Source organism: Myxococcus llanfairpwllgwyngyllgogerychwyrndrobwllllantysiliogogogochensis (assembly GCF_006636215.1).
GTDB classification, from domain to species: domain Bacteria; phylum Myxococcota; class Myxococcia; order Myxococcales; family Myxococcaceae; genus Myxococcus; species Myxococcus llanfairpwllgwyngyllgogerychwyrndrobwllllantysiliogogogochensis.
Window position 1 is genome coordinate 1 of sequence record NZ_VIFM01000169.1, and the last position, 25,396, is coordinate 25,396.

At 66.9% G+C, this 25,396-nt stretch carries 17 protein-coding genes; 9 read left to right on the forward strand and 8 right to left on the reverse strand.

Features of this window, described 5'->3' with window-relative positions:
* The first annotated feature begins 108 nt into the window (after positions 1-108).
* Positions 109-1,692 carry an SDR family NAD(P)-dependent oxidoreductase gene (locus tag FJV41_RS32280; RefSeq protein WP_141646443.1) on the forward strand — a complete coding sequence of 528 codons (1,584 nt, stop codon included), beginning with the start codon at positions 109-111 and terminating at the stop codon, positions 1,690-1,692.
* Positions 1,693-1,746: 54 nt separating this feature from the next.
* Here the strand turns inward: FJV41_RS32280 and FJV41_RS32285 are convergent, their stop codons facing one another.
* The gene (locus FJV41_RS32285; protein WP_141646444.1) at positions 1,747-3,195 is read right to left on the reverse strand and encodes a chondroitinase-B domain-containing protein; all 1,449 of its coding nucleotides are present in this window, start codon (positions 3,193-3,195) and stop codon (positions 1,747-1,749) included.
* Positions 3,196-3,520: 325 nt separating this feature from the next.
* Here FJV41_RS32285 and FJV41_RS32290 point away from each other — a divergent pair, with 325 nt between their 5' ends.
* Positions 3,521-5,557 carry a DUF4215 domain-containing protein gene (locus tag FJV41_RS32290; RefSeq protein ID WP_246137562.1) on the forward strand — a complete coding sequence of 679 codons (2,037 nt, stop codon included), beginning with the start codon at positions 3,521-3,523 and terminating at the stop codon, positions 5,555-5,557.
* A gap of 88 nt (positions 5,558-5,645) precedes the next feature.
* Here the strand turns inward: FJV41_RS32290 and FJV41_RS32295 are convergent, their stop codons facing one another.
* A complete protein-coding gene (locus tag FJV41_RS32295) occupies positions 5,646-6,233 on the reverse strand; it encodes a prolyl hydroxylase family protein (protein WP_141646446.1) in 588 nt (195 codons plus the stop codon).
* A 267-nt stretch (positions 6,234-6,500) separates the two neighbouring features.
* Between FJV41_RS32295 and FJV41_RS32300 the strand changes: the two genes are divergently transcribed.
* Positions 6,501-7,328, forward strand: coding sequence for a PPK2 family polyphosphate kinase (locus FJV41_RS32300; RefSeq protein ID WP_141646447.1), 828 nt, complete (start codon positions 6,501-6,503; stop codon positions 7,326-7,328).
* A gap of 253 nt (positions 7,329-7,581) precedes the next feature.
* A complete protein-coding gene (locus FJV41_RS32305; RefSeq protein ID WP_141646448.1) occupies positions 7,582-9,456 on the forward strand; it encodes an EGF domain-containing protein in 1,875 nt (624 codons plus the stop codon).
* A 70-nt stretch (positions 9,457-9,526) separates the two neighbouring features.
* Here FJV41_RS32305 and FJV41_RS32310 read toward each other — a convergent pair whose 3' ends face one another.
* On the reverse strand, positions 9,527-10,411 hold the full coding sequence (locus FJV41_RS32310; RefSeq protein ID WP_217443717.1) for a hypothetical protein: 885 nt from the start codon (positions 10,409-10,411) through the stop codon (positions 9,527-9,529).
* Positions 10,408-12,471: a PAS domain-containing sensor histidine kinase gene (locus FJV41_RS32315; protein WP_246137564.1), complete on the reverse strand. Its 2,064-nt coding sequence runs from the start codon at positions 12,469-12,471 to the stop codon at positions 10,408-10,410. The genes FJV41_RS32310 and FJV41_RS32315 overlap by 4 nt, the downstream gene beginning before the upstream one ends.
* Positions 12,472-13,036: 565 nt before the next feature.
* Here FJV41_RS32315 and FJV41_RS32320 point away from each other — a divergent pair.
* The 3 genes from FJV41_RS32320 (at position 13,037) to FJV41_RS32330 (ending at position 16,367) form a co-directional block, all read left to right on the forward strand.
* Complete coding sequence (locus FJV41_RS32320; protein WP_141646450.1) at positions 13,037-13,753, forward strand: hypothetical protein; 717 nt, start codon at positions 13,037-13,039, stop codon at positions 13,751-13,753.
* A 299-nt stretch (positions 13,754-14,052) separates the two neighbouring features.
* Entirely contained in the window at positions 14,053-15,669 is a 1,617-nt protein-coding gene (locus tag FJV41_RS32325; RefSeq protein WP_141646451.1) for an NADP-dependent glyceraldehyde-3-phosphate dehydrogenase, read from the forward strand.
* A gap of 110 nt (positions 15,670-15,779) precedes the next feature.
* Entirely contained in the window at positions 15,780-16,367 is a 588-nt protein-coding gene (locus tag FJV41_RS32330; RefSeq protein ID WP_141646452.1) for a hypothetical protein, read from the forward strand.
* Between the two features lie 99 nt (positions 16,368-16,466).
* Here the strand turns inward: FJV41_RS32330 and FJV41_RS32335 are convergent, their stop codons facing one another.
* The 4 genes from FJV41_RS32335 to FJV41_RS32350 all read right to left on the reverse strand — a co-directional run bounded on the left by FJV41_RS32335 (position 16,467) and on the right by FJV41_RS32350 (position 22,180).
* Positions 16,467-18,941 carry a Kelch repeat-containing protein gene (locus FJV41_RS32335; RefSeq protein ID WP_181791078.1) on the reverse strand — a complete coding sequence of 825 codons (2,475 nt, stop codon included), beginning with the start codon at positions 18,939-18,941 and terminating at the stop codon, positions 16,467-16,469.
* Positions 18,942-18,949: 8 nt separating this feature from the next.
* On the reverse strand, positions 18,950-19,840 hold the full coding sequence (locus FJV41_RS32340) for a hypothetical protein (protein WP_220137912.1): 891 nt from the start codon (positions 19,838-19,840) through the stop codon (positions 18,950-18,952).
* 234 nt (positions 19,841-20,074) lie between these two features.
* A complete protein-coding gene (locus FJV41_RS32345; RefSeq protein ID WP_141646455.1) occupies positions 20,075-21,148 on the reverse strand; it encodes a type IV pilus twitching motility protein PilT in 1,074 nt (357 codons plus the stop codon).
* 117 nt (positions 21,149-21,265) lie between these two features.
* Positions 21,266-22,180 carry a hypothetical protein gene (locus tag FJV41_RS32350; protein WP_141646456.1) on the reverse strand — a complete coding sequence of 305 codons (915 nt, stop codon included), beginning with the start codon at positions 22,178-22,180 and terminating at the stop codon, positions 21,266-21,268.
* 306 nt (positions 22,181-22,486) lie between these two features.
* Between FJV41_RS32350 and FJV41_RS32355 the strand changes: the two genes are divergently transcribed.
* On the forward strand, positions 22,487-23,890 hold the full coding sequence (locus FJV41_RS32355; RefSeq protein WP_141646457.1) for a hypothetical protein: 1,404 nt from the start codon (positions 22,487-22,489) through the stop codon (positions 23,888-23,890).
* A gap of 129 nt (positions 23,891-24,019) precedes the next feature.
* Entirely contained in the window at positions 24,020-25,006 is a 987-nt protein-coding gene (glsA, locus tag FJV41_RS32360; RefSeq protein ID WP_141646458.1) for a glutaminase A, read from the forward strand.
* Positions 25,007-25,396: the final 390 nt, after the last annotated feature.

The following is a 25,396-nucleotide window of genomic DNA, read 5'->3' on the forward strand; positions in this document are numbered from 1 at the left end:
GGGCGGGGGCCCTCCTCCCCCGGACAGCACGGCCGCCTCCCCTCCTACCGAGCCCTCCGCCACCGCCGGCCTTTCTTCGCGGGCGCCTCCGGGATATTCACCGCGGGAATGAAGGACGCAGAGACCTCGTCGCCCGCACTCCCCGCTGATACCGACCTCACGTCGCCCTCCTCGCTCTCGTTGGAGGACGTCCGTCGATGCACCCGCCTCCTCGAGGCCGCGGCGGAGGACCGCATCCTGCTCACTCGGCTCCCCGAGGAGGACAAGCTCGCCCTCCTGGTCGCCGCTGGCCGCCTCGTGCACCCGGACCGTGGGGCGAAGACGCGGCTGGAGAAGGCCCTGCGGCGTGAGCGCCGGCAGGAGAAGGAGACCAAGGACCGTGAGGTCCGGGCGTCCACCCGCATCCGGCTGATGCGCCGGGCGCCCGTCTTCAACGTGCCCATGCTGCCGCCCCCGCCCGAGGAGAACCCGGGGCAGCTGCTGGAGACGCCGCGCAAGTGCTACGTGTGCAAGGCGGAGTTCCGTCAACTGCACTTCTTCTACGACTCCATGTGCCTGGAGTGCGCGCACTTCAACTACGCCAAGCGGACCCAGCGCGCCTCCCTGGATGGCAAGGTCGCGCTCATCACCGGCGCGCGCGTGAAGATTGGCTTCCAGGCCTCGCTGATGCTGCTGCGCTCGGGCGCCACCGTCATCGCCACCACGCGCTTCCCCCAGGACGCGGCGCGGCGCTACGTGCTGGAGCCTGACTTCGCGGACTGGTCCCACCGGCTGCACATCCACGGGCTGGACTTGCGGCACGCGCCCAGCGTGGAGCTGTTCGCCACGTACGTGGAGCAGACGCACCAGCGGCTGGACATCATCATCAACAACGCGGCGCAGACGGTCCGCCGTCCTCCGGGCTTCTACGCGCACCTGCTCGAGGGAGAGCAACTCCGCCTGGAACAACTGCCGGAGGCCGCGCGTCCGCTGCTCGCGGGCCACCGGGCCTGCATCGAGACCGTGACGCCCATGCTCGGCAGCGGCGGCACGGTGGACGCCTCCTCGCTCACGACGACCTGGCGCAGCAGCGACCCGGCGCTGGGCATCCACTCGTCCGCCGCGCTGTCGCTCCTGCCCTACGCGATGGAGCAGGAGGGGGACACGCGCGCCCTCTTCCCCCAGGGCCGGCTGGACGCGGATGAGCAGCAGGTGGACCTGCGCAACATGAACTCGTGGCGGATGAAGCTGGCGGACGTGCCGACGGCGGAGATGCTGGAGGTCCACCTGATCAACGCGGTGGCGCCCTTCATCCTCTGCGGCAAGCTCAAGCCGCTGATGATGCGCGACCGCTCCTCGGCGGGCCACATCGTCAACGTGTCGGCGATGGAGGGCAGCTTCTCGCGCGGGACGAAGACGGACCGGCACCCCCACACCAACATGGCGAAGGCCGCGCTGAACATGATGACGCTGACGTCCGCGGCGGACTACGCCAAGGACCGCATCTACATGAACGCGGTGGACACGGGCTGGGTCACCGACGAGGACCCGGTGTTGTTCTCGGAGCGCAAGGTGGTGGACCTCGACTTCCAGCCGCCCCTGGACATCATCGACGGCGCGGCCCGCATCGTGGACCCGGTCATCTTCTCGGAGAACACCGGCCAGTTCTCGTGGGGCAACTTCTTCAAGGACTACCGCCACACCGCGTGGTGAGCACGTCCCCGCGTCGCGCGGGCCCCTGACGGGAAAGCCAGGGGCCCACCGCGTTCACTCGCGGCGGAAGCGGCGGCGCAGGCTCAGCGGCACCAGCAGCGCGAGGAGCAGGGGCCACAGGCCCGGACTGGCGCTGCATCCACCGTCGTCCCCAGTCGCGTCCTTGTCCGGCCCCGGACCCGCGTCCGAAGAGCCCGCATCCGAAGGCCCCGCGTCCGGGTTGCCGCTCCCCGAGTCCGGCTGGCCCGAGCCCGCGTCGGGAGTTCCGGAACCGGCGTCGGGCTCACCCGTGCCCGGCTCGCAGTTGCCCAGCGAATGCTCCAGCGCGCCCAGCGTGTGCGCCCCGGTGGAGGGCCGAGGACGCCGGCAGAAGTCCTCGCTGACGAGGGCATTGGGGGCGGCGGCGCCGACGAGCTGGGACACGGAGCCCTTGAGCGTCAAGTCTCCCTGGAGGGGCGCGGCATACCAGGACGTCCAGGTGGCGGTGGCCACGTTCATCAAGTTCGTGCCCGCCGTGAAGCCGCCGGTGTCGCGGCCCCGGATGACGGACGACAACACGTTGCCGTGGGCCTCGCCGGTGGAGGACGCGAAGCGGAAGTCCACGCCCGTCGTGCCGATGAAGGTGTTGAACAGCACCTTCGTGCGCGCGGCCCGGTTCAGGTAGACGGCGACATCCGAGCAGTTCGCGACGATGTTGTTTCGCAGGATGCCATCCGAGTGCTCGGGGTCACACGGCACGTTCGCATCGAAGGCCGGCGCACAGAACGCGGCCCCCGTTCCGCCGCCGCCGAAGGACAGGCCAATCCGGGTGTCCGAGGCCGGCAGGTCCCTGGCGCAGACGACGCGGTTGCGCTCGAAGAGGCCGCGTTTGCCTCCGCTCTTCATGAAGGCGCCGTAGGAGATGCCGCCCTGCTTGGAGAAGTCGTGCAGCTCGTTGTCGCGGACCACCCAGTCGTCGCCGGTGTCGATGTTGAGCTTGGTGACGGGAGTCGACGTCGCGCGCGGGCGCGTGTCGTAGATGTCGTTGTGCTCGATGAGCCCTCGGTGGGGCATCTCGAAGACACCCTCGGTGTTCTTCGTCGCGTTGGCCTTGAGCTGCGCGTTGAAGTCGCGCACCCGGCTGTGGCGCAACACGAAGCCCTCCGCGTGGCCGGTGACGTGGAAGGCGTGTTCGCAGTCTGGGTCTCGCGCGCAGATGCCCTCGAGGGTGAGCCCGTCGAAGACCCAGGAGCGACCCGACACCTTGAAGCCCTCCACGGCGTTGAAGCGGATGAGGGCCGCATGGCGATTCGCGGCGCGCACGGTGATGGGCTGAGCCTCGGTGCCCTCCGCCTTGCAGTCCAGGTTCGTGTTCACGGTGTAGGTGCCGTCCGCGAGCACGATGTCGTCACCGGCCTTCGCCGACGCGAGCGCGGCTTGCAGCTCCGCCACGGTGGAGACGTTCTTCACGGCGGCGGCGCCAGTCAGGGGCAGCAGGAGCAGGACCAGGGAGGAGGGTCGCATGGGGACTCCAATCACGGGGGTCTGCGACCCTAGCGGATATCTCCCTCCGTGGGTCCGGGGCTACACCCGGGGGCGGGCGGCCCATGGTCTGTCGATGGGGTGGCACCTGTCACCATGGTACAAATCTCAAGCATTTCTGAACGTCCGAAGCGCGGGGGACAACACCCGATGATGTCAGCGGTTCCGGGCATCATGCTGCGCCCAGCGGGCCATCGCCGATCGACAACATCTGGAGTCCGTCACCCTCCAAGTTCCGCCTCAACCCTCACTTCCTTCTCTCATCCCTATGCCGATTCCTCGTGTTCATTCGCGGTCGCTGAGCGCATTGCTCGCCACCCTGTTCCTCGTCTTGTCCGCGTGCGGCGGAGACGACTCCCCCAACACGGATGCCGGTACCCAGCCCCCCGATGCGTCCATCCCAGACAGCGGTGGCGACGCGGGCCCGCCCGACGGCGGAGAGGACTCCGGCACGCCCGGCAACGAGGAGGACTCAGGCACCCACACGGGTACCGACGGAGGGCCGGGCCCCCAGCCAGAGCAAGACGCGGGACCGACCCCGGAGACCGATGCGGGACCGACCCCAGGGACCGACGCCGGACCGACCCCGGAGACCGACGCCGGACCGATACCGGAGACCGACGCCGGACCGACACCGGAGACCGACGCCGGACCGACACCGGAGCCGGATGCGGGGCCGCTCGACGGGGGACCGGCACCGGAGCCGGACGCGGGGCCCCTTGACGGGGGACCTGCCCCTGAACCCGACGCCGGAATGAGCACCTGCGGCGATGGCCACCGCCAGCTCTCGGAGGCCTGTGACGACGGCAACACGGTGAGCGGCGACGGCTGCTCCGCGAGCTGCGCCGAGGTCGAACCCGGTTGGGTGTGCGAGCAGGCCGGCCAGCCCTGTGTCCTGATTCCCGTGTGTGGCGACGGCCAGGTGGATGGCCAGGAAGTCTGCGACGACGGCAACACGACGAGCAACGACGGCTGCGACACGAGCTGTGCCGTGGAGACCGGCTGGAGCTGCCCGGCGAACGGCGGGGCCTGCGGCGCGGAGGCGTGCGGCGACGGCATCCGCGCCGGACACGAGGAGTGCGACGACGGCAACACCGCCTCCGCGGACGGCTGTAACGGCTCGTGCCGTCTGGAGTCCGGTTACAAGTGCCCCATTGTCGGCCAGCCGTGCAGCCGCACCACCTGCGGCGACCAGGTGACCGAAGGGACCGAGCAGTGCGACGACGGCAACAACGACACCGGCGACGGTTGCTCCCCGCTCTGCATGAGGGAGCCTCTCTGCACCAACGGCGTCTGTGAGTCCGTTTGCGGCGACGGAGTGCTGCTGCCGAATGACACGACCGAGGAATGCGACGACGGCAACACGCGCGCCCATGATGGCTGCTCGTCGTCGTGTGAGCTCGAACCCGGCTTCCAATGCGTCATCACCATCGAGTCACCTCCCGCCCAGGTGGCCCTCCCCATCGTCTACCGCGACTTCCGGGGCTACGACCTGCCGGCCTCCAGTTCCCTGCCGAGGGGACACATCGACTTCGAGAACAAGAACGGCGCGGAGACCGGCATCGTGAAGAACACCCTGGATGCGAACGGCAAGCCCGCGTACGCGAAGGAGGGCCAGTCCTCCCTCACGACGCACGGAGCCGCGGCTTTCGCCCAGTGGTTCCGCGACACGGCGTTCGTCAACAAGCCCGAGGTCGGGACGCTCATCCTCCACCGGCAGCCGAATGGCTCGTACCTCTTCGACAATCAGAGCTTCTTCCCACTGGACAACCTGGGCTGGGTCGCCTCCGGGCAGGAGCCCTCGCGCGGCGACAACGGCAACCCCGCCCGGCCGCGCAACTTCAGCTTCACCAGCGAGACGCGCTACTGGTTCGAATACAAGGGCACCGAGGTCCTCGATTTCCGAGGCGATGACGATGTCTGGGTGTTCATCAATCGCATCCTCGCCCTCGACATGGGCGGGGTACACGGCGCGATGAGTGGCAACGTCAGCCTGTCGAACCAGGCCACGCGGCTCGGGCTCACGCCAGGCGGTATCTACGAGGTCGCGGTGTTCCAGGCGGAGCGCCACACCACCGCGTCCTCGTACCGACTCACCCTCCACGACTTCACCACCCGGCACACCGAGTGCAGCGCGCTCTGCGGCAACTTCATCGTCGATGAAGGGGAGCAGTGCGACGACGGCACAAACAATGGGGGCTACGGCGAATGCGCGCCGGGCTGCGTGCTGGGGCCTCGCTGCGGAGACCACGTCGTTCAATTCACCTCCGGCGAGGAGTGCGACGACGGCAACGGCCAGAACAACGACGGCTGCAGTGCCACCTGTAAAATCGAGATTCACTGAGCCCTGAAGGAACGGGCTCCGGAGGCCTCTTGCTCCGGAGCCCGTGGCACCTCGCGTGGAGGGCCAGGCACCGCGGGTCAGCGCCGGCTCACGAGCGGATGCGCCGGTACATCAGGTCCGTCCGCAGCGCGTACTTGCGGCCCGCGGTGACCTCCGCCCCTTCATGGAGCAGGTGGTGGTTGAAGAGCAGCGCGGTGCCCGTACGCGGCGTCACGGAGCGGTCGAGCGAGAGGAAGTTCGTCGCGCCACCGTGGGTGCAGTCGTTCAGGTACACCATGAAGGTGAGCAGGCTTCGCTCGTCACGGTCGCGCACGAAGGCCCCGTCGAAGTGCGGGGCGAAGTACTGCCCCGCGTCGTAGCGGTAGCACCGAAGCCGCTCGTTCGTGCCAGAGAGCTCCCACTGACGCTCCAGCCGGCGCGGGACGTGCGGCGAGATGCGCTGGAACAACAGGTCCGCCAGCTCGTAGTCGTCGAACATCACCCGGGTGTTGTTGCGGATGTCGGGACGCATCACGAAGCCAGAGGAGGTGGTGATGGGCGCCGCCGTCGGGCCCGCCTCCTCGATTCGCTCCACCAGCGCCCGGCACTCGTCGTCGGTGAGCAGGTCATCCACGGTGATGACCAGCGGGTTGCGAGCATCCAGCTCGCCATCGGGGTCGGGGAGCAGTGGCGTCATGGGCCCCCATAATTCAGCCCCCTCGAAATGTAAATCACCCCTCCCCCGGCACGGCCTCGGCGAAGACGCGGCTTGAGGAGGAGGCACGGAGCAGGCTCGCCGCGGCCCCTCCGAGGTGCGCGGCCCACTGTGCTCACATCTTCACGGAGTCTTCATGACGGGGGCATGAATGGTTCAGCCCCAGCCCGTTCCGGGCGATACCAGGGGACGGCTGGAGCGACGACGCCAGCCCCCACGCGAGTCCCCGGAACGGATGGAAAGGAAGCCATGCAACTCATCACCAGCGCGAGACAGGGAGCCAGGGTGCGGTTGGAGAGCATCGACACGACTCCGCCGAAGAAGGCCCTCAAGGCCGATGCCAAGGCGGAGTTCGACGCGCTCGGCGAGGAGCTGTTCGACCTCCAGGACCTGCAGTGGGGCGCGCGCCTGAACTCCGTGCTCATCGTCCTCCAGGGCCGCGACACGGCGGGCAAGGACGGCACCATCAAACACGTGGTGGGCAGCCTCAATCCCCGAGGCGTCAGCGTCGCCTCCTTCGCCGTCCCCAGCACCGAGGAGCGCGAGCACGACTTCCTCTGGCGCATCCACCGCCATACGCCCCGCCAGGGCGAGTTCTCCATCTTCAACCGCTCCCACTACGAGGATGTGCTCGCCGTGCGCGTCCATGACCTGGCGCCCAAATCTCTCTGGACGAAGCGCTACGAGCACATCCGCGACTTCGAGGAGATGCTCTCCGAGAACGGCACCATCGTCCTGAAGTTCTTCCTCCACATCAGCAAGAAGGAACAGGAGCAGCGCCTGCTGGACCGCGAGAAGGAGCCGCGCAAGGCCTGGAAGATCAGCGCCGGGGACTGGGAGGACCGCCGGCACTGGGCGGACTACACCCAGGCCTACCAGGACGTGTTCGCGCGCACGTCGACCAAGAACGCCCCGTGGACCATCGTCCCCGCCGACTCCAAGTGGTACCGCAACCTCGTCGTCGCGCGCACCGTGGCCGCCGCCCTGCGGCCCTACCGCAAGCGCTGGCAGGACAGGCTGGATGAAGTGGGCGCGAAGAAGAAGGCGGAGCTCAAGGCCTGGCGCAAGAAGCCGTAACGGAAGCTCGCCCGCAACACACCCCGCAGCCCAGGCACCCGCGCGTGCCTTGCAGGTCCCCCCTGATGTCGCGTTCGACGCACCGCCGCGATACTCAACGCGGCGCCTGTCGATTGGCACACGTGCTTCGCCAGACAAGCGCAAGGTCTCCAGGCGCGAACTGAACTCCATGCATTTCATGGATTCCGGCGGTTTCCCGAAGGGCTGACTGACCTCGGGAGCTGTCGGTCTGTTGAGTGGAATGGAGCAAAACATGGAGTTCAATCGAAGGGCCACGCTGTGGCACACGCTGAGCACGGTGTTGATGTTCACCGTTCTCGGCGCCTGTGGTGTCAATTCAGAGGGGGATGCCCCCGCCAACGACGAGTCCGCGAAGCAGGAGGCAGAGGACTCGACGGACAAGGTGTCCGAGTTCGCGATAGACCCCTACGCGGACGCGGTGGCACCGGGCGGTGTCGTCGCCGTCCTCAACCCGAACAACGCAATAGGCGCGCCGAATGGGACGGTGGCGAGCTTCCTCGCGGCCCTGGGCGGCTCGCTGAACCTGGACATGGGCGAAGGCGAGGAAGGCACTGGCCCGCTGCGCATCCACTACCGGGGCCTGACGGTGGCGGTGGTGGCGCAGGTGGAGTTCCTGCGCGCCGACATGACGGTCATCACCACCGGACAGGTGCGGCTCATCGAGCTGGGGCTCGGCACCTATACGGCGCTGGTCCCCTATACGAATGCCACGCCCTATCGCTTCGTGAAGCTGCGGGGCGGGCTGGCCGCCCTCTACCAGGTGGACGCGGTGGAGGCGACGGGACCGCTGTGCGGCGATGGCAGGGTGGTGACGGGCGAGGGCTGTGACGACGGCGCCCGCACGGGGGGCGACGGCTGTAGCGCCACCTGCCAGGTGGAGCCGGGGTACGCCTGTTCGGGCCAGCCCAGCGTCTGCACGGACGTCAATGAGTGCACCAACGGCACTTCTCAGTGCTCCACCAACGCCACCTGCACCAACACGCCGGGCAGCTACACCTGTACGTGCAAGGGTGGCTACACGGGCAACGGCAGGACGTGCAACGACATCAACGAGTGCACCAACGGCACCTCGCAGTGCTCCGCCAACGCCACCTGCACCAACACGCCAGGCAGCTACACCTGCGCGTGCAAGGGCGGGTACACGGGCAACGGCAGGACGTGCACGGACGTCAACGAGTGCACCAACGGCACTTCTCAGTGCTCCACCAACGCCACCTGCAGCAACACGCCGGGCAGCTACACCTGCGCATGCAAGGGCGGCTACACGGGCGATGGCAGGACGTGCACGGACGTCAACGAGTGCACCAACGGCACCTCGCAGTGCTCCGTCAACGCCACCTGCTCCAACACGCAAGGCAGCTACACCTGCGCGTGCAAGGGCGGCTACACGGGCAACGGCAGGACGTGCAACGACATCAACGAGTGCACCAACGGCACCTCGCAGTGCTCCGTCAACGCCACCTGCAGCAACACGCAGGGCAGCTACAACTGCACGTGCAAGGCGGGTTACTCGGGCAACGGGCGTACGTGCAATGACATCAACGAGTGCACGCTCGGGACGCACACCTGCACCCCGGGCCAGCGGTGCGTGAATCAGACCGGCGGCTTTGACTGCGTGCCCGGCAGCTGCCCGGCGCCGCAGGTCAAATGCTCGGGGCGGTGCGTGGACGCGAACACGGACGAGGCGAACTGCGGCTGCTGCGGCAACACCTGCGCCAGCGGGAGGACCTGCACGTCCGGAGTCTGCGGAACCAGCGTGACGCCGTTCCAGCTCACCGCGACGTGGGAGCAGGCGCTGGACACCCAGCTCATCATCCGGACGCCCTCCGGCGAGCTCGTCACCTACGAGGCTGGCATCACCGGCGAGCAGGCACGGGCGCCCGGCGGGGAGGAGGCCGCGCCTGCGCGAGGCATCTATGACGTCTGTCTGAAGACCACGAGCTTCGAGACGACGCATGGCGACGACAGCCCGCTGCCCTACACCCTCACGGTGAAGCGGCCGGGCCAGCCGAGCCGCATCCTGCGCGGCACCATCGTCGGTGCCGACGTGGAGGCCGCGTGCCATCCAGGCCACCCGTCCTTCGTCGAGTCCATCTCCTACCCTTGATGGCCTGAGCCGATGAGTCCCTGACGCGCGGGGAGCTGTCTTCCCCGCGCGCCACGGGCGCGGCGATGCGTCACTCGTAGCGCTTCCACGTGGTGCCGTCGAACGAGGCCACGTCGTCGCGGCCAATCGACCACAGCACGTCCTCCGCGGTCGCCAGCCCGTAGCACGTGGGTGTTCCCGCCTCGCCGAAGTCGACCTCGACGAGCCTGTCGCCCTCCAACGTGTACAGCGCGGACAGGGTGGCGACGTAGAGCTTGCCGCGGAACCAGCACAGGTCCCACAAGTCACTCGTCACTTCCTCCGCCCAGGGGACCACGGCGAAGGCGCTTCCGCGCCCCTTGAGCAGCACGCCCTGTTGCCCCGCCACATAGACGGTGCCATCCGGCGCGCAGCAGACGGCGCTGAGGATGACGCGCGTGGGGCTCTCGCAGGGCGACCAGCTCTTCCCGTCATAGCGCCACACCTCTCCGCCCCAGCCCGCGGCATAGAGGTCGGTCTCCGAGGTGCCGTCCATGGCCTCGAAGCCCGCCTTCTCCGTGGCCTCCGCGGCAGGCGCGTTCATCGCCACCCACTTCGCCTCGCCGATGCGCTTGTAGACCTGTCGCTTCATCCCACAGGCGTAGACCCACCCCGCGATTTCGCGCGCGTTGCGAATCATCACCGGCGCGGGCTTCAGCGCCTCGTTCTTGCTCTTCCCACCGACGTAGGTGACGACCTCTCCATCCTCCCCCACCACGACCATCTTCTCGGAGGGCTGTCGCGCCACCGCGATGGCCGTCGAGTTCCAGGTCGTGTCCACGCCGTCGGCCCAGTCCCCACCGTCGACGCTCACCACGCTGGTATGCGCAATCTCGTCCCTGAGCAGCGTCTTGCCCTTGCTGATGATGTAGACAAGGTCATGAAACCGTGCGGCGCCTCGGCCGAGTTCTCGTGTCGCGATGATGGGGTTTTTCATGGGGTACCTGACGGATGAATACCCCACCTCTCCGGGCGAAGCCCAGGTTCGACCGGGCGAGGCAGCCACACCCTGAAGCGGGTGCCCTCCTCGGCGGAGTCCACGTCGATGCGCCCACCGTGCCCCAGGACAATCTGCCGGGAGATGTAGAGCCCCAGGCCGATGCTGCCTTTATTCGTGCGCGCCTCGGGGCCTCGCCGGTAGGGCTCGAAGAGGGTGGGCAACAGGTCCGGAGGAATGGGAGCGCCCGCGTTGTGGACCTCCAGGCACACGCCTTCCTCTTCCTGCCGGAGCACCACCCGCACGAGCGAGCCCGGCTCGCTGTGCTGGAGCGCGTTGCCCACCAGGTTGGTCACCACCTGCGCCAGCCGGTCCTCGTCCGCGTCCAGCCGCCCGTCTCCGTGCAGCTCCACGTGGACATGCCGCTGGGGATGCGCGAGCAACAGCTCATCCACGGCCTGCCGTATCAGTCCATGCAGGTCCATGGGACGCGGCCGGATGGGAATGCGCTCGCCCACGCGCGCCTGGGTGAAGTCCAGCAGGTCGCGAATCATGCGCGTGGCCCGCTGCGTCGCATCGCGGATGCGTCCGATTCCCTTCACCCCTTCCTCGGACAGCCCGGCGCGCCGGAGCAGCGCGGTGGCCGTCAGGTGGATGGCGTTGAGGGGATTGCGCAGGTCGTGGCTCACGATGGCCACCACGTCCTCGCGGACCCGCACCGCCTCGCGCGCCTCCCGGTACAGCCGCGCGTTCTCGATGGCCACCGCCGCGCGGTCGGCCGCGCCTCGCGCCAATTCCACCAGCGCCTCCATCTCCGCGGGCGCATGCGGACGCGTCCACACCAGGTGGATGAGCCCCAGGGCGCGCCCGCGAGACACCAGCGGCACCAGCGCGGAGGACCGGGGCGACAGGGCCTCCAGCAGCGCGCGGTGCGCCGCGTTGGTGGACACGGACTCCAACCAGTCCGGCGTCACCTGGGGCACGGCGAGGGCCTCGGCTCGCGCCAGCGCCCGGCTCAGCGGCGTGTCCACGTCCACGCGGGGAGCGTAGGGCATGATGCGGCGGATGAGCTCCTGGCGCGAAGGCTCCCTCGCGGCGGCCTCCAGCCGGACGAGCTTCCCTTCCCCATCCAGCAGGTCCACCGTGCAGTAGTCGGACAGGTGCGCCACCACCAGGCCCGCGAGGCTCCGGAGGGTCGCCTCCAGCTCCAGCGAGCCTGACAGCACCCTCCCCGCCTCCAGCAGGAAGTCCCGGGCCGCGTTCGTGCGGCGGATGTCGGTGATGTCCGTGGAGATGCCGCAGACGAAGGGGCCGTCCGGTCGCGCCCCGCCGGGCAGCGGGAACTTCATGGCGAACCAGGTGCGCACGCCCTTCACGCCGGGGATGTACTCGTCCGCCATCAGGGGCGCGTGCGTGTCGCGCACCCGCGCGTCGTGCTCGCGGTTGCTGTGCGCCACATCGAAGGGGAACAGGCCGTAGTCCGTCCTCCCGAGGATGCGCGAGCGCGGTATCCCCAGCGCCTCCTCGAAGCTCCGGTTGACGAGGACGAAGCGCCCCTGTGCGTCCTTCGCGAAGATGACGGGCGGGGCGTGGTCGATGATGGCCTGGAGCCAGGCGCCGTCATCATGCATGTGGGAGTTCGCCGAGTGACGGCTCACCGCGTCCGCGGTCGCCTCCGCCAGCACCGCCTCCACGATTCGCAGCTCACGAAGGGACGCTCTCGCCCCGACCTCCTCGAGCAACTCCAGCAGGCAGTCGTGGAACAGGCCGTACTCTCGCGCCAGCAGGCCCACGTCCGCGTCCGGGCGTTCCTGCCAGCGCTCCGCCTGCCCGACGCGCAGGGCATGGAGCATGGCGGGAGACGGAGGAACGCGCGCTTCCCAGAGCGCCCGGGTGAGGGCTTCCAGGAGCACGGGGAGCAGCTCCACCAGCCTGCTTTCGGCGAGGCCCCGGGGACCGCGCTCCCGCTCCACCCGGCGTACGTAGCGCGCCCTCAGCTCACTCTCCCAACCGGCCAGCAAGTCCCCCACCCGAGCGGCGGAGGCATCCCCCTCGTGCATCACGCGCGGCTCCTTCCTGAAACGACTGCGCGGCGCGTCCTCACGGACACCCTCGCGCGCCCTCCCTCACGAACCCCATCGCCCCCGTGTCCCTTCCAGGGGGAAGCGGGACTCGCTCCAGATCTACGCATGGGAGCCCCGGGGGCTCATGCGGTCAGCCGACCGTGAAGCCCCCAGGCCAGGCAATCCGCCAGCCCCCGGTCGCCTGCCCCCACCTTCCGGAGGTCGTCGCCTCGCTCGGCCCCACCATCCGCTTCACCATCCGTGCCTTGAATGCGTCTGTGTACGGCACTTCAACCGCCTGCACTCGCCCCTTCGGGTGGTCAGCTCCGCACCTCAGCCGAGGCGACTTCTTCCCTGACACAGAGGGGTCCTTCAGGGCTTCGAGCGATGGGGCAGCGGCTCGTTCAGTGGAGCCTCGTTGCAGAGGATGCAACCGGCGGCGTGCAGGGAGGCATTACGCGGGTCACAAAGCCCGTCCTGATGAAACTCCCGCCTGCCTGCGGCGAAACGCTCCTCACTTCGAGCAATGTCCCACGGGACACACTCGTGGTATGACGCAAGAATGAAATCCGTCTACATTATGGCTTTACTGCTTTCATTGACTACCGCACGGTCGGCCACCGCGGATGGCGGTAAAACGGACCGATTGCGATTGAAGGTCATCAAACACGAGTCCTGCACGGCGAAGCCGAAGGCTTCCGAGGTGATTCGTTTTTCGTCTAGCTCAGAGGCTCCGCTGCGCGAAGATTCACAGCGTGGGGCTGGTTGCTATTTTCTTGAAGGGCCAGTCGTCGTGCGCAGCCCCATCCGTGGGGGCGTGCATGCCTATGCAGAGGTGCGCTACGGAACCCAGGCTCCTCGCGAGAAGTGCAAAGGGGCTGATAGCTCGAACTGTGGGGGCATCGGCTCATGCGTGTATTGCAATGTTTGCTCGGCCGCGGAGGCCGGAAAAGCGAAGGCCTCTGGATTCATCAGGGCGACACGGAATGGGAAGGCGCTGGATTGCGAGAAGGGCATCAGTGCCGGTAGCCACTCGGATTGGCGTCTCTCGTTCTGCATGCCTACGAAGGATGAGTATCTCAAGGTGCAGGGCATGGACGAAGACTTCTGGAGTCGATATGGCGTGAGTGGTCGGCTGTTCTATATGACTGTGTATCTATTCGACAAGCCCGTTAACGCGTTGTCTGAGTCGCAGATGGAGAAGGTGGCCGGGGTTGACGGTGATGGGGTGATTGGATGTCATAGGATTGTGGCGACCGTGTTGGAGTCGGGTGGCTAGGGCTGCTCTTGGTGCTTCTCCTCCCTTCGGTTCCTGATAGTCACGCTCGACGCGCCAGCACGGCCTGGTGGGGCTCTTCTCCTGGCTGAGCCATTCGCTCATCAGCCACGGCTCATCGCCCGTCTCCGTTCTACCCGGTCAAGGAAGCTCGCCAGCTCTCCCTCCAGTCGCTTCAACTGCTTCGGCGTCATGCAGGGGGAACACTTCGCCCACACTCACGCATTCTTGAAGTGACCAGATCGTATTAGGGACGCTGGAAGGCGTGCCAGTCCGCGAGGGGTCCGTTAAAAAGGGCCCCCATGACGGCACTGGCTGACCTCTTTCCGACCGACGAGCAGATTCCCCCGGGTGTGCGGCTCCCCGCCTATCTCGAGCAGCGCGAGTACCTGGTCGGCGGCGAGCTTCGGACGTGGGCGGGAGACCTCAGCCCCGTGCGCAGCCCCGTCTACGTGCAGACGCCCGAGGGCCTGAAGCAGAAGGTGATGGGCGCCACGCCGCTGCTCACCTCTCGCGAGTCACTGGAGGCGCTCGCGGCGGCCGTGAAGGCGTATGACCTGGGCCGCGGGGTCTGGCCGACGATGAAGGTCGCCGAGCGCATCGGAGCCGTCGAGCGCTTCGTGGTGGCGATGCGTGCCCAGCGCACGGCGGTGGTGAAGCTCCTGATGTGGGAGATTGGCAAGACGCAGCCGGACTCGGAGAAGGAGTTCGACCGCACCATCGACCTCATCGTGGAGACCATCCGCGCGCTGAAGGAACTGGACCGCACCTCGTCCCGCTTCGTGCAGGAGCAGGGAATCATGGCGCAGATTCGCCGGGCCCCCATGGGCGTGGCGCTGTGCATGGGGCCCTACAACTACCCGCTCAACGAGACGTTCAGCACGCTCTTCCCCGCCCTGCTGATGGGCAACACGGTGGTGTTCAAGCCGGCGAAGTTCGGCGTGCTGCTCATCCGCCCCTTGCTGGAGTCGTTCCGCGACTGCTTCCCGCCGGGCGTCATCAACATCATCTACGGCAAGGGCCGCGAGACGGTGGGCGCGCTGATGGAGAGTGGCCAGGTGGACCTCTTCGCCTTCATCGGCACCAACCGGGGCGCCAGCGAGCTGAAGAAGATGCACCCCCGGCCCCACCGTCTGAAGTCCGTGCTGGGGCTGGACGCGAAGAACCCGGCCATCATCCTGGAGGACGCGAACCTGGATGAGGCGGTGAAGGAGTGCATCACCGGGACGTTGTCCTTCAACGGCCAGCGGTGCACGGCGCTCAAGCTGCTCGTGGTGCACCGGAGCATCGTCGATACCTTCTTGAAGAAGTTCACCGCCGCGGTGGACCAGCTCAAGCCCGGCATGCCGTGGGAGCCGGGCGTCTCCGTCACGCCCCTGCCCGAGCCGGGCAAGGCGGACTACCTCCAGGGCCTCGTGGACGACGCGGTGTCCAAGGGTGCGCGCGTGGTGAACGCGACGGGAGGCCAGGCGGCCCATTCCTTCTACGCGCCGACGGTGGTGTACCCGGTGACGCAGGACATGCGACTGGCGAGCGAGGAGCAGTTCGGCCCCGTCGTCCCGGTGATGGTGTTCGACGAGGACGAGGAGGTGGTGCGGCTGGTGGTGAACTCCCAGTTCGGCCAGCAGCTGAGCCTGTTCGGAAAGGACTCGGCGCGCATCGGCCGCTTCATCGACGCGTTCTCCAACCAGGTCGGCCGCATCAACCTCAACTGCCAGTGCCAGCGAGGCCCCGACACCTTCCCCTTCAACGGGAGGAAGGACTCGGCCGAGGGCACGCTGTCCGTCGCGGATGCGTTGCGCGTGTTCTCCATCCGCACGCTCGTCGCCACGAAGACGACGCCCGCCAACACCACGCTCGTCCAATCCATCCTGACCCGGCGGGAGTCGGACTTCCTCACCACGGACTTCCTCTTCTGACGAGCCACCCACGGCGAGAAGGGGCCCGTCGATTTTCCGCAACAGCGGGCTCCGGCCTGTCTCCTCCTGTCGGGGGTTGGTTCCCCACCGACTTGATGCAGGAGGACCCGATGAAGAAGATGCTGCGTGCCCTGTCACTGTCCCTCTCGCTGTCCCTCCTCGCCACGGCATGTGGCGACTCCCATGAAAAGGAAGAGGAGGGGGGCACGCTCCAGTGCCATGCCGTGAGCTGGTGCTCGAACATGAGCGTGGACGACACCGAGGTGACGAACGCGCCGGCGCTCACCGGAGGAACCCTTCCGGACGGCCTCTATCGCCTCGAGCAGGGCCTCGGTGCTCGGTCCACCGAAGCCATGCTCATCAAGGGAAGCTCCTTCATCCACATGGAGCAGGTCTGGGACAACACGCTGGGGACCTGGAAGGTGGCGGACGGAAAGCTGGTGATGACGAGGGCCACCTCCTGCGACACCTCTGGCGAGAGCTCGCTGGAGTCCAACCAGGACGTCTTCACCTTCGCGGTCCGTGGGGATGAGCTCTTCACCCGGTATGACGATGTCGACCAGTCCATCAGGCGCTGGAAGCGCGTGAGCGACCTGTGCGAGGCGTCCAACTCGTTCAAGTGCCGTGGGAGTCGTCCGTGCGCCTGTATCAGCGCGACGAACGAGTCCCTGACCGGCAACCAGAACTGCACCCTCTGACCCTCTCGAGCGGAAACGGACGGCTCAGACGGGACGGGCTTCGACGAGGCTCACTGCGGAGCGCGTCGGGATGATGCGCGTTCGTTGGAGTGACGCGGTTCAGGGGGAAAAGACCTCCGCCATCATTTCCGACACCCAGGAACTTCCACCGGAGACCAACACCTTGCCCGAAGGCAGAAGCGATACCGCCCCCCCGCTGCGTGATCTGGAGGGACTGCCGGTGGACAACCAGGTTCCCATTTTTGGATCGTACAGCTCCGCCCTTCGCCAGGACCCAACGCCTCCGGCACCTCCCAGTGCGAGCACCTTGCGCGAAGGAAGCAGCGTCAGAGTGTCGACCCGCTGGAGATGAGCAGGGGCCGCAATGGAGATCCATGACGCGGTGTTCGGGTCATAGATTCCAGCGGATGCAAAAGAGCTTCCACTGCTGATACTTGCAACCACCAAGACATTCCCCGAGGCCATGAGCACGGCCGAGTAGTACGCATCCGGATTGGCGGAAGGCCCACTCGGAGACCAACTGCCTGTCGCGGGGTCATAGACGTCCATCAACTGGTCGTCCGAGGAGTTCACACCTCCAACCACCACGACTTTGCCCGAGTCCAATAGGATTGCAGAGTGTCCTGAGCGAGGTGTCGTGAGACTCCCAGAGGTAGACCAGCTCGCTGTCTCCGGGTCATAGAGCTCTACGGACATGAGTCGTTCGTCCCCGTCATAACCACCTGCAACCAACACTTTTCCGGAAGCAAGCAGGGTCGCGGTGTGACCGGAGCGCTCCTTCGCAAGGCTCCCGGTAAATGACCACGAACCAGACTCAGGATGATACAATTCCGCGGTTGCCTGGCTTGCGCTGTAGTGAGTTCCCCCAACGACAAGGACCTCACCCGAGGTCAACAGTGTCGCAGTGTGACGCGCGCGGCGAACAGCAAGGTTACCGGTTCGGGTCCAGACACCCGAGTCATACAACTCCACGGTCGCAAGATGGGTACTCCTATTGTCGCCACCCGCCACGAGCACCCGTCCCCCACGGAGCACGGTGGCCGAGTGACCTGCACGCCGCGCGGTCATGCTACCAACGACAGCCCATGTGCCGCCGCCAGGGTCGTACACATCCGCCACTCTGAGGTACTCCGAATTGAGCCCACGACCTCCGACGAGCAAGACCTTCCCCGAATGCAACAGGGTTGCAGTGTGATTGGTACGGTAGGTGTCGTTGCCGTCGATGGCTGTCCAGGTGTTGGTTTCAGGGTCGTAGACCTCATCCACCGGCGGGGACGTCCAACTCCTGGCAGTTCCCCCCGCCACCAGCACTTGTCCTGAAGGAAGAAGGGTCGCGGTGTGGCCGAGACGAGCCATGGAGAGGTTGCCAGCGAAGGACCAGGAGTCCGAAGCCGGGTCGTAAACCTCGGCCGTCGCAAGGGCAGAAGAATTTGCACTTGAACCACCCACTACCAAGACCTTTCCCGAAGCCAACAACGTTGCGGTATGATCCCTTCGAGGCACAGTGAGGCTTCCAGTCAGGGACCAACTGCCTCGATCGGGGTCAAAGACTTCAGCTGAAGAGCCACCACCAGCCCCCGCGACCACCAAAACCTTTCCCGAGGCCAGCACTGTAGCCGAATGGGCATAACGGGGTGTCGTAAGGTTCCCACTGGGAGTCCAGGTACCGAGTGCGGGGTCAAATATCTCCGAAATGTTGAGGTTTCCGTCGGCCCCGTAGCCGCCAGTCACCAGCACCTTTCCTGAAGCCAGGAGAGTTGACGTGTGGCCGAATCGATTCGCAAAGCCACTGACGACAGACCAGGTACCTGTCCAGGGATCATAGAGTTCCGCCGTCTCGACGGCATTGGTCACAACGACACCACCTGTCAACAATACCTTGCCAGAAGGGAGCAGTGTCGCCGCGTGCTCTTCGTGGTATCGCGCCAGACCGCCAGTGGCCGTCCAGCTCTCCGTATCTGGGTCGTAGACCTCCGCCGTCGTATTCGAAGACGAGCTTTCAGTCCTGCCACTCGTTACAAGTACGCGACCCGACGTCAGCAAAGTGGCGGTGTGGCGATCTCGTCCAGAGATCGCGAGGTACCCCGTGGGGGTCCACTTGGGACAGTCAGAGATGCCGCTGACCGAGAATGTGAAACGGGACACGAGGTCGAACGAATTGCTCACCGTCACGGTCAGCGCCGCGGTGACATCACGCGGAAGGCACGCGGGAGCCGTCCAGGCAATCTGGCTCGTGTTCGAGGCGTCCTGAGCCGCGCCAAAAGTGCCGACCGTTGCTGACCAGGCGAAGCGAAGCGCGGCGCCCTGCGGGTCCCTCGCCTCGACGTGGAAGGTCACCTGTCCACGCCCCTCGACATACAGCGATGCGGCAGGCGTCTCGATGAACGCTGGTGGCCGAGGCTCCCCTGCGGTGGGCACCCCAGCATCGGGAATGCCACCCGCGTCCCCGTCCCCGGGAGTCGCGCCTCCACATCGCTCCGGGTTGCGGACACAGAACTCACGCTGCTCCGAGTCGAAATCCGTACAGGCCACCAGGGGCGCCAGCAGCCCTCCCAGCATGACCATCCACCCCATGCGCCGGCTCATGGCCACCTCCCGGAAACGAAGGCAGACGTCCCATCCGTACTCATGGAAATCGCCTCATCCCGAGGCACGGTCTTCTGCCCCCAGAGATACGCTCCGGCGGACACCCCCAGACTCACGAGCCCGACTCCAGCCAGACAAAAGCTCACCGTCTGGAGGGTCTGTCCCCGCGAGGCGCTGCGCCTGGCGTCTTCGAGCGTGGCGAAGCCCGGTGCATCCTCACGAAGTCTGGACCTTTCGTTGCGCGACAACAGGAAAGCAACCCCGGCCCCTGCGAACAGGCCCCCACCGACGGCGGCCGGCAGCCACGTGCGCACACGCACCGCATGGTCGTCTACATCCCGCCCACTTGAGACCGCCGCCACTTCGACTGCCGACTGAGAAGGAACGTGGCTCTCGGCAGCACTCGTTTCGGCACCCGATGGGCGCTTCGCCTGTGCTCGAGCTGCTTCCCCCAGTTCACGCTCCACCTCCTGCCGGATGACCTCGAAGCGCTGCTCAACCTTGGGGGAGGCCACCACCGGGAGCTTCGCCTCGGGCCGCAGACGAAGGGCGGTCTTGAAGGCAGCATCAGACTGCTCGTGCTTTCCTGACTCCGCCTGGATGAGCCCCTCGTAGAGGGAAAGCAGGACTGCCTGCGCCTCGAGCTGAGCAAACGGTCTGGCCAGCGAGAGCTGCTCCAACGCCTGCTCATATTCGAGCGTTTCAAAGAGGCGTTGCGCGGCGAGCAGGTGCGTCCTGGCACGGTCCTGCTCCTCGGCATTGACGGCCAAGGGGAGCAGGGCGATGCATACCCACGACATCCCTGAAGAAAGCGACCGCCGCCACGCCCTCGCGAGCTGACGCGTCCGGCGTTGACGGCCCCAAAGACTGTCATTCGACATTTTCACGGGTAACCTCGGAGGGACTGGCAGGATTATCGTTCGTCTTGCCACTCCCCTCGAGGCCTCATGGGTCAGGGGATTGTGGAGCGTATGCCACCGGACAGCACACACAACACAAGGTCCGGGACAGGGTATTGCCCCGCTCCCCCGCAAAGACTGCGGGCGTAGCGAACGACTTCGAGTTGTTCGCTACGCCCCAAATACCTCCGGGGACGGCAACCTCCAGCAAGCCGCGACAGCTCAATCGAACTCGAGCGCGCGCTGGAAGTCAGCCGGGTTGGAGGCGGCGCCCTGGGCGGTCTCCAGGGTGATGAGCCCCTCGCGGTAGAGCTGTGTCAGGTGCTGGTCGAAGGACTGCATGCCGAACATGTCGCGGCCCTTCTCGATGACGTCCTTCAGCTCGTTGGCGCGGTCATCCCGGATGTACTGCTCCACCGTCTTCGTCTGCACCATGATTTCCAGCGCCACCGTGCGCCCCTTGCCGCTGGCCCGGGGCAGGAGCCGCTGGGACACCGTCGCCTTCAGACAATCCGCCAGGCGCATGCGCACCATCGTCTGCTCCTCGGCGGGGAACACGGACACCAATCGGTTGATGGTGCGCGAGGCATCCGTCGTGTGCACCGTGGAGAGCACCAGGTGGCCCGTCTCCGCCGCCTTGAGCGCGATGTCGATGGTCTCCGTGTCCCGCATCTCCCCCACCAGGATGACGTCCGGGTCCTGGCGCAGCGCCCCTCTCAGCGCCACCGCGAAGCTCGTCGTGTCCGAGCCAATCTCGCGCTGGGAGATGGACGACTTGATGTTCTTGTAGATGAACTCGATGGGGTCCTCGATGGTGAGGACGTGCAGGTTCTCCGTGCGATTGATGTGGTCAATCATGGACGCCAACGTGGAACTCTTCCCGGAGCCCGTCGCGCCCGTCACCAACACCAACCCTCGCTCGTTGCTCGCAATCGTCTTGAGCACCTGCGGCAGACCCAGCCCGTCGATGGTAGGGATTTCATCCGGGATGATGCGCAGGATGCACGCCAGCGAGCCCCGCTGACGGTAGATGTTCACCCGGAAGCGCGCGACCCCCGGCAGGCTGTAGGACGCGTCGCACTCCTGAAGCGTGTCCAACTGCTTCTTGATGGAGGGGTCCGTGATGACGTGGAACGCCACCTGCTTGGTGTGGTCCGCCTGGAGCTTGTCCATCTTCAGGGGGCGCAATGCGCCGTTCACCCGGTAGATGGGCGGGTCACCCGGGCGGAAGTGGATGTCCGATGCGCCATTCTGCACACCCACCGAGAGCAGCTTGTTCAGCGTTGCCAGGTCCAGGAGACAGCCTCACTTCAACGAGGAGAACCCGGGATTCTAGGGCAACGCCTCTCACCTGCCCACGGAGTGGGTAATGACCTCGCAGCCCCTGGGTTGAGAGAACCCCGGCCCCACGTGTCACTCGGCCGCGAGGACCTCGGCGGGAATGGGCGCGAGCGGCACCATGGCGAACCGCTGCGCGGTGTTGCCTGTCATCAGCCCCTTGGAGAGCGTGGACATCTGACCGGCGATGCGCCTCCAGCGGCCTTCCTCGACGAGGAACTCGCCTCGCGCCACGTAGGACATCTCCATCATCCCAGGCATCGACTTCGACGGGTCGGAGTGCTCGAACTTGCCGTCGTGCCGCTCCGCGAGCGTGAAGTCGATGACGGCCACCGTGCGCCCCTCCGCCTCGCGCTCCAGCGCCACCAGTTCCACGCGGTTGAGGACTTCATGCTCGCCCTGCCACCGGCCGCCCATCTTCAGGAGGTCCGCGCTGTGGGTCCACACCTCCCCCACGGAGACCGGCTTCGTCGGCAGCTCCACCATGAACGCCAGCAGGTTGCGCTGCTCTCGCTTGAGGTCGCTGGTCACCAACCCCGAGGGCGTCAGGCTCCCACGCAACTGCACCGTGCCCTCCATGGACTTCATCGCCTTGGCCATCGACTGGTCCTGCTTCGACGGGCGCCTGGCCTTGGGCATGTCCATCCGCGTCACCACCACCTTGGCGGCCACGTCACCCGAGGGCTTCGGCGTGAGCACCAGTACCATCTCGGCCTGCGTGGGCTGCTGAATCGTGAAGAGCTGCCGACGCTTGCCCACTGAGACGCCCTGCGACTTGAGGCTGGAGAGGTCCACGCGCATCCGGCCGCCCTGGGGGTCCGTGTCCTCCGTCGTGTACGCGTAGCCCAACGACTCCGGCGGCACCTTCCACCGGAGCGTCACCGGAGCGGAGCTCGCCGCCCCCGTCGCGGCGGGAGGCGCCGCGCCCAGCAGGAAGGCGGACGACAGCGAGAGCAGCAGCACGACGGGAAGCGCGGGGCGGCGGGGCATGGCCACATCATCAAGGGCCCACCCCTTCGCGCGAAAGCCCCACCGCGCTGAACCCACACACCCTCACGGTGTCTTGAATCGAGCACCCCTCCCCTCCCCCTGGCTGGCGCGGGGTGCTTCCCACGGGCACCCTGGCGCGCCTGGCTGCGTGATGCACCAACGCACCAGCGTCCGCACACGACGCGGGTGGATGCGGGCCCGGTGGGGCTCGTTCCTCTTTCCGGGAGGTTGCAGCCACTCCTGGACCGAGGCCCTCGCCTTGCACGGGCAGCGTCGCAGTCGTCCCCTCTTACCCCTGGGTCGTCCATGAGCGTCTCTCACACTCTCCTGCGTCAGCTGACGGTGGGCGGTGTCCTCGCCGGAGCCGTCATCGTCGCCTGTGCCACCACGTCGCCCTCGTCCTCTCCGGTGGGCTCGACGGACACTCCGTCCGCCCAGGCACTCCCGCCGGGGTGCAACCCGGACCCCACCTGTCCCGGCTCCACGTGCGCCACGGCCATCACCCCCGCGCAGTCGGTGGTGCCTGTGGATGCGTGCCCTCGCTTCGGCGAGTTCCAATCCGACGTGGACGTCTACTCGTGGAACACCTTCATCGCGCTCAACTGGCCGGCGACGACGTCCGCGTGCGCGCCCAACACCCAGGTCAGCATCCTCACGGGACAGGGGCCGACCGTCTGGGAGACCTACCCGGAGGACACCGACATCTTCGTGCCGCCCGGGAGCAAGCCCGGCGCCTGGTGCACGTTCAACACGCCGGCGGCCCTGGAGACGAAGCTGCGGCGGCTGACGAAGCTGACCGAGGCCGGCCGCCTCGAGGCCGTCAACGCGAACGTGGACAAGCTGCTCGTGAGTGACTCCAAGGCGTCCGCCATCGTCATCGAGAGGTTCCCCGACATCAAGCAGGCCGTCGGCGGACCCCTGACGGACCAGAACGGCCGGTTCGTGCGCTACGAGAAGCGACTGAACCAGGACGAGTACAACTACCTCATCACCAACAACCTCTGGAACGCGGCGGGTCAGACGAGCGCCACCATCTCCTTCCCCACCGGTCCCACCCAGAACCCCGGGCCCTGCAATGGCAAACCCTGCGGTCCAGTGGGCGCCATGGAGGTCAAGGCGGCGTGGAAGGTGTTGTCCGCGCAGGAGGTCGCCGGAAAGCGCTTCTACATGCGCAAGGCGTGGGTCCTCAACGACGAGTCGGGCGCCCCGAGTCCCGGAGCCAACCCCGTCACCGTGGGACTGGTGGGACTGCACATCATCCACAAGACGGCCAGCCAGGCGAAGTGGTTCTGGTCCACCTTCGAGCAGGTGGACAACACGACGTCGTCCTTCTTCAACCCGCACTGCACGACGAACTGCCAGCCCAACCAGCAGACGGCGACCCAGCCGTACACGGAGCTCGCTCCGGACGGCGGGCCGCTCAACGCGCCGGTGCAGGTGACTCGCACCACGCCCATCCAGGCCGACCCCAGCCTGAATGCGTATTACCGGGGGCTGCTCAAGGGTTCCGTCTGGGCCAACTACCAGCTCATCAGCACCCAGTGGGCCACGGGTGGAGCGCCCCAGGGAACGCCGCCAGTGCTCGCCAACACGACGATGGAGACCTTCATCCAGCCGACCGCGTCCTGCATGGGCTGCCACTCCAACGCCCCCAAGGCGAGCGGCAGTGGGACGGCGGACTTCAGCTTCCTGATGCTCGAGGCGCAGTAGGCCTGCCCGCGGCATTGACAACCACCCCTCGCGACCGAACCCTTCCAGCGAAGCCAACGCCAGGGGACCGATGAACGACGAGGCGAGCAACGCCTCGCCTCTCCACTCCGAGCAGGAGGGCCGCCACGCATGGACACGGCAGACGAGGCGGCCTTCATCTCCACCGGACACCTCCCCTCTTCGGAGCGGGTCGGGGAGCTGGTCATCGAGGCGCACCGACGCCATCGAGAGAACACGGAGGGAGCGTGCTCCCAGGTCTACCCCGCGCTGGCGAGGGTGGACCCCCGCCTCTTCGGCGTGTGCATCGCCGGCATCAACGGCAGCAGCCACGGAGCTGGCGACGTGGACCACCCGTTCACCCTCATGAGCGTGTCCAAGCCGTTCGTCTTCGCCCTCGTCTGCCAGGCGCTGGGCCCGGAGGTGGCGCGGCGCAAGCTGGGGGTCAATGCCACCGGCCTGCCGTTCAACTCGGCCATGGCGATAGACCAGAGCCCGGACGGGCGCACCAACCCCATGGTGAACTCAGGAGCGCTCGCGACGACAAGCCTGGTGCCGGGCACCAACCCCGAGGCCCGGTGGCGGTTCATCCACGAGGGGTTGTCACGCTTCGCCGGCAGGCCCCTCGTGCTCGACGAGGAGGTGTATGTCTCCGCGACGAAGACGCACCACCGCAACCAGGGGCTCGCCTGGCTGCTGCACGGCTTGGGCCGCCTGGAGACAGAGCCCTCCCTCACGACGGAGCTCTACACGCGTCAGTGCTCGCTCGCGGTGACCGCCAGGGACCTCGCGGTGATGGGGGCCACGCTCGCGGACGGAGGCGTCAACCCGGTGACCCGGACCCGGGTGGTCGACGCGGAGGTCTGCCACCACGCGCTCGCGGTGATGGCCACGGCGGGGATGTATGAGACCTCGGGAGACTGGCTCTATGACGTGGGCACTCCCGGCAAGAGTGGCATTGGCGGCGGAATCGTCACCGTCGCGCCGGGCAAGGGTGGGTTGGGCACGTTCGCCCCACGGCTCGACGCCGCGGGCAACAGCGTCCAGGGGCAGCTCGCCGCGCGCTTCCTGTCACAGCGGCTCGGCTTGAGCCTGTTCAGGTCGAGCCCCGACGCCTGAGGCCGGCCGCTGTCTGGCGGCCAGTCGACGAGGGGCTCGTCTTCGACAGCGGGCATGACCGCGCCGGATATCGCGTGACTACATTTTCGCGAGTTCGACAGTCAGCGCCGCGCTGGCACAGCGCCCGAGGACAGAGCCATGACGATGACGTTTCCAACGTACCATGCGGAAGCAGTGTCTGACTTCCATCCCGCGCCTTCCGTGGATGAGCTCGAGGCCACCACGCTCCAGGTCTCACGAGCCCTGCCCAAAGAGGCGGGCGTCCTAGCACTACTGCATCAGGGGTAGGCCGAAGAGGGAATGGGCGACGGAGGGCTGGGCGGGCAGGCCCTCATTGCATTGGCCGCCATCGGCCCCACTCATGAATGGGGTATGGACTCCTTCATGAAC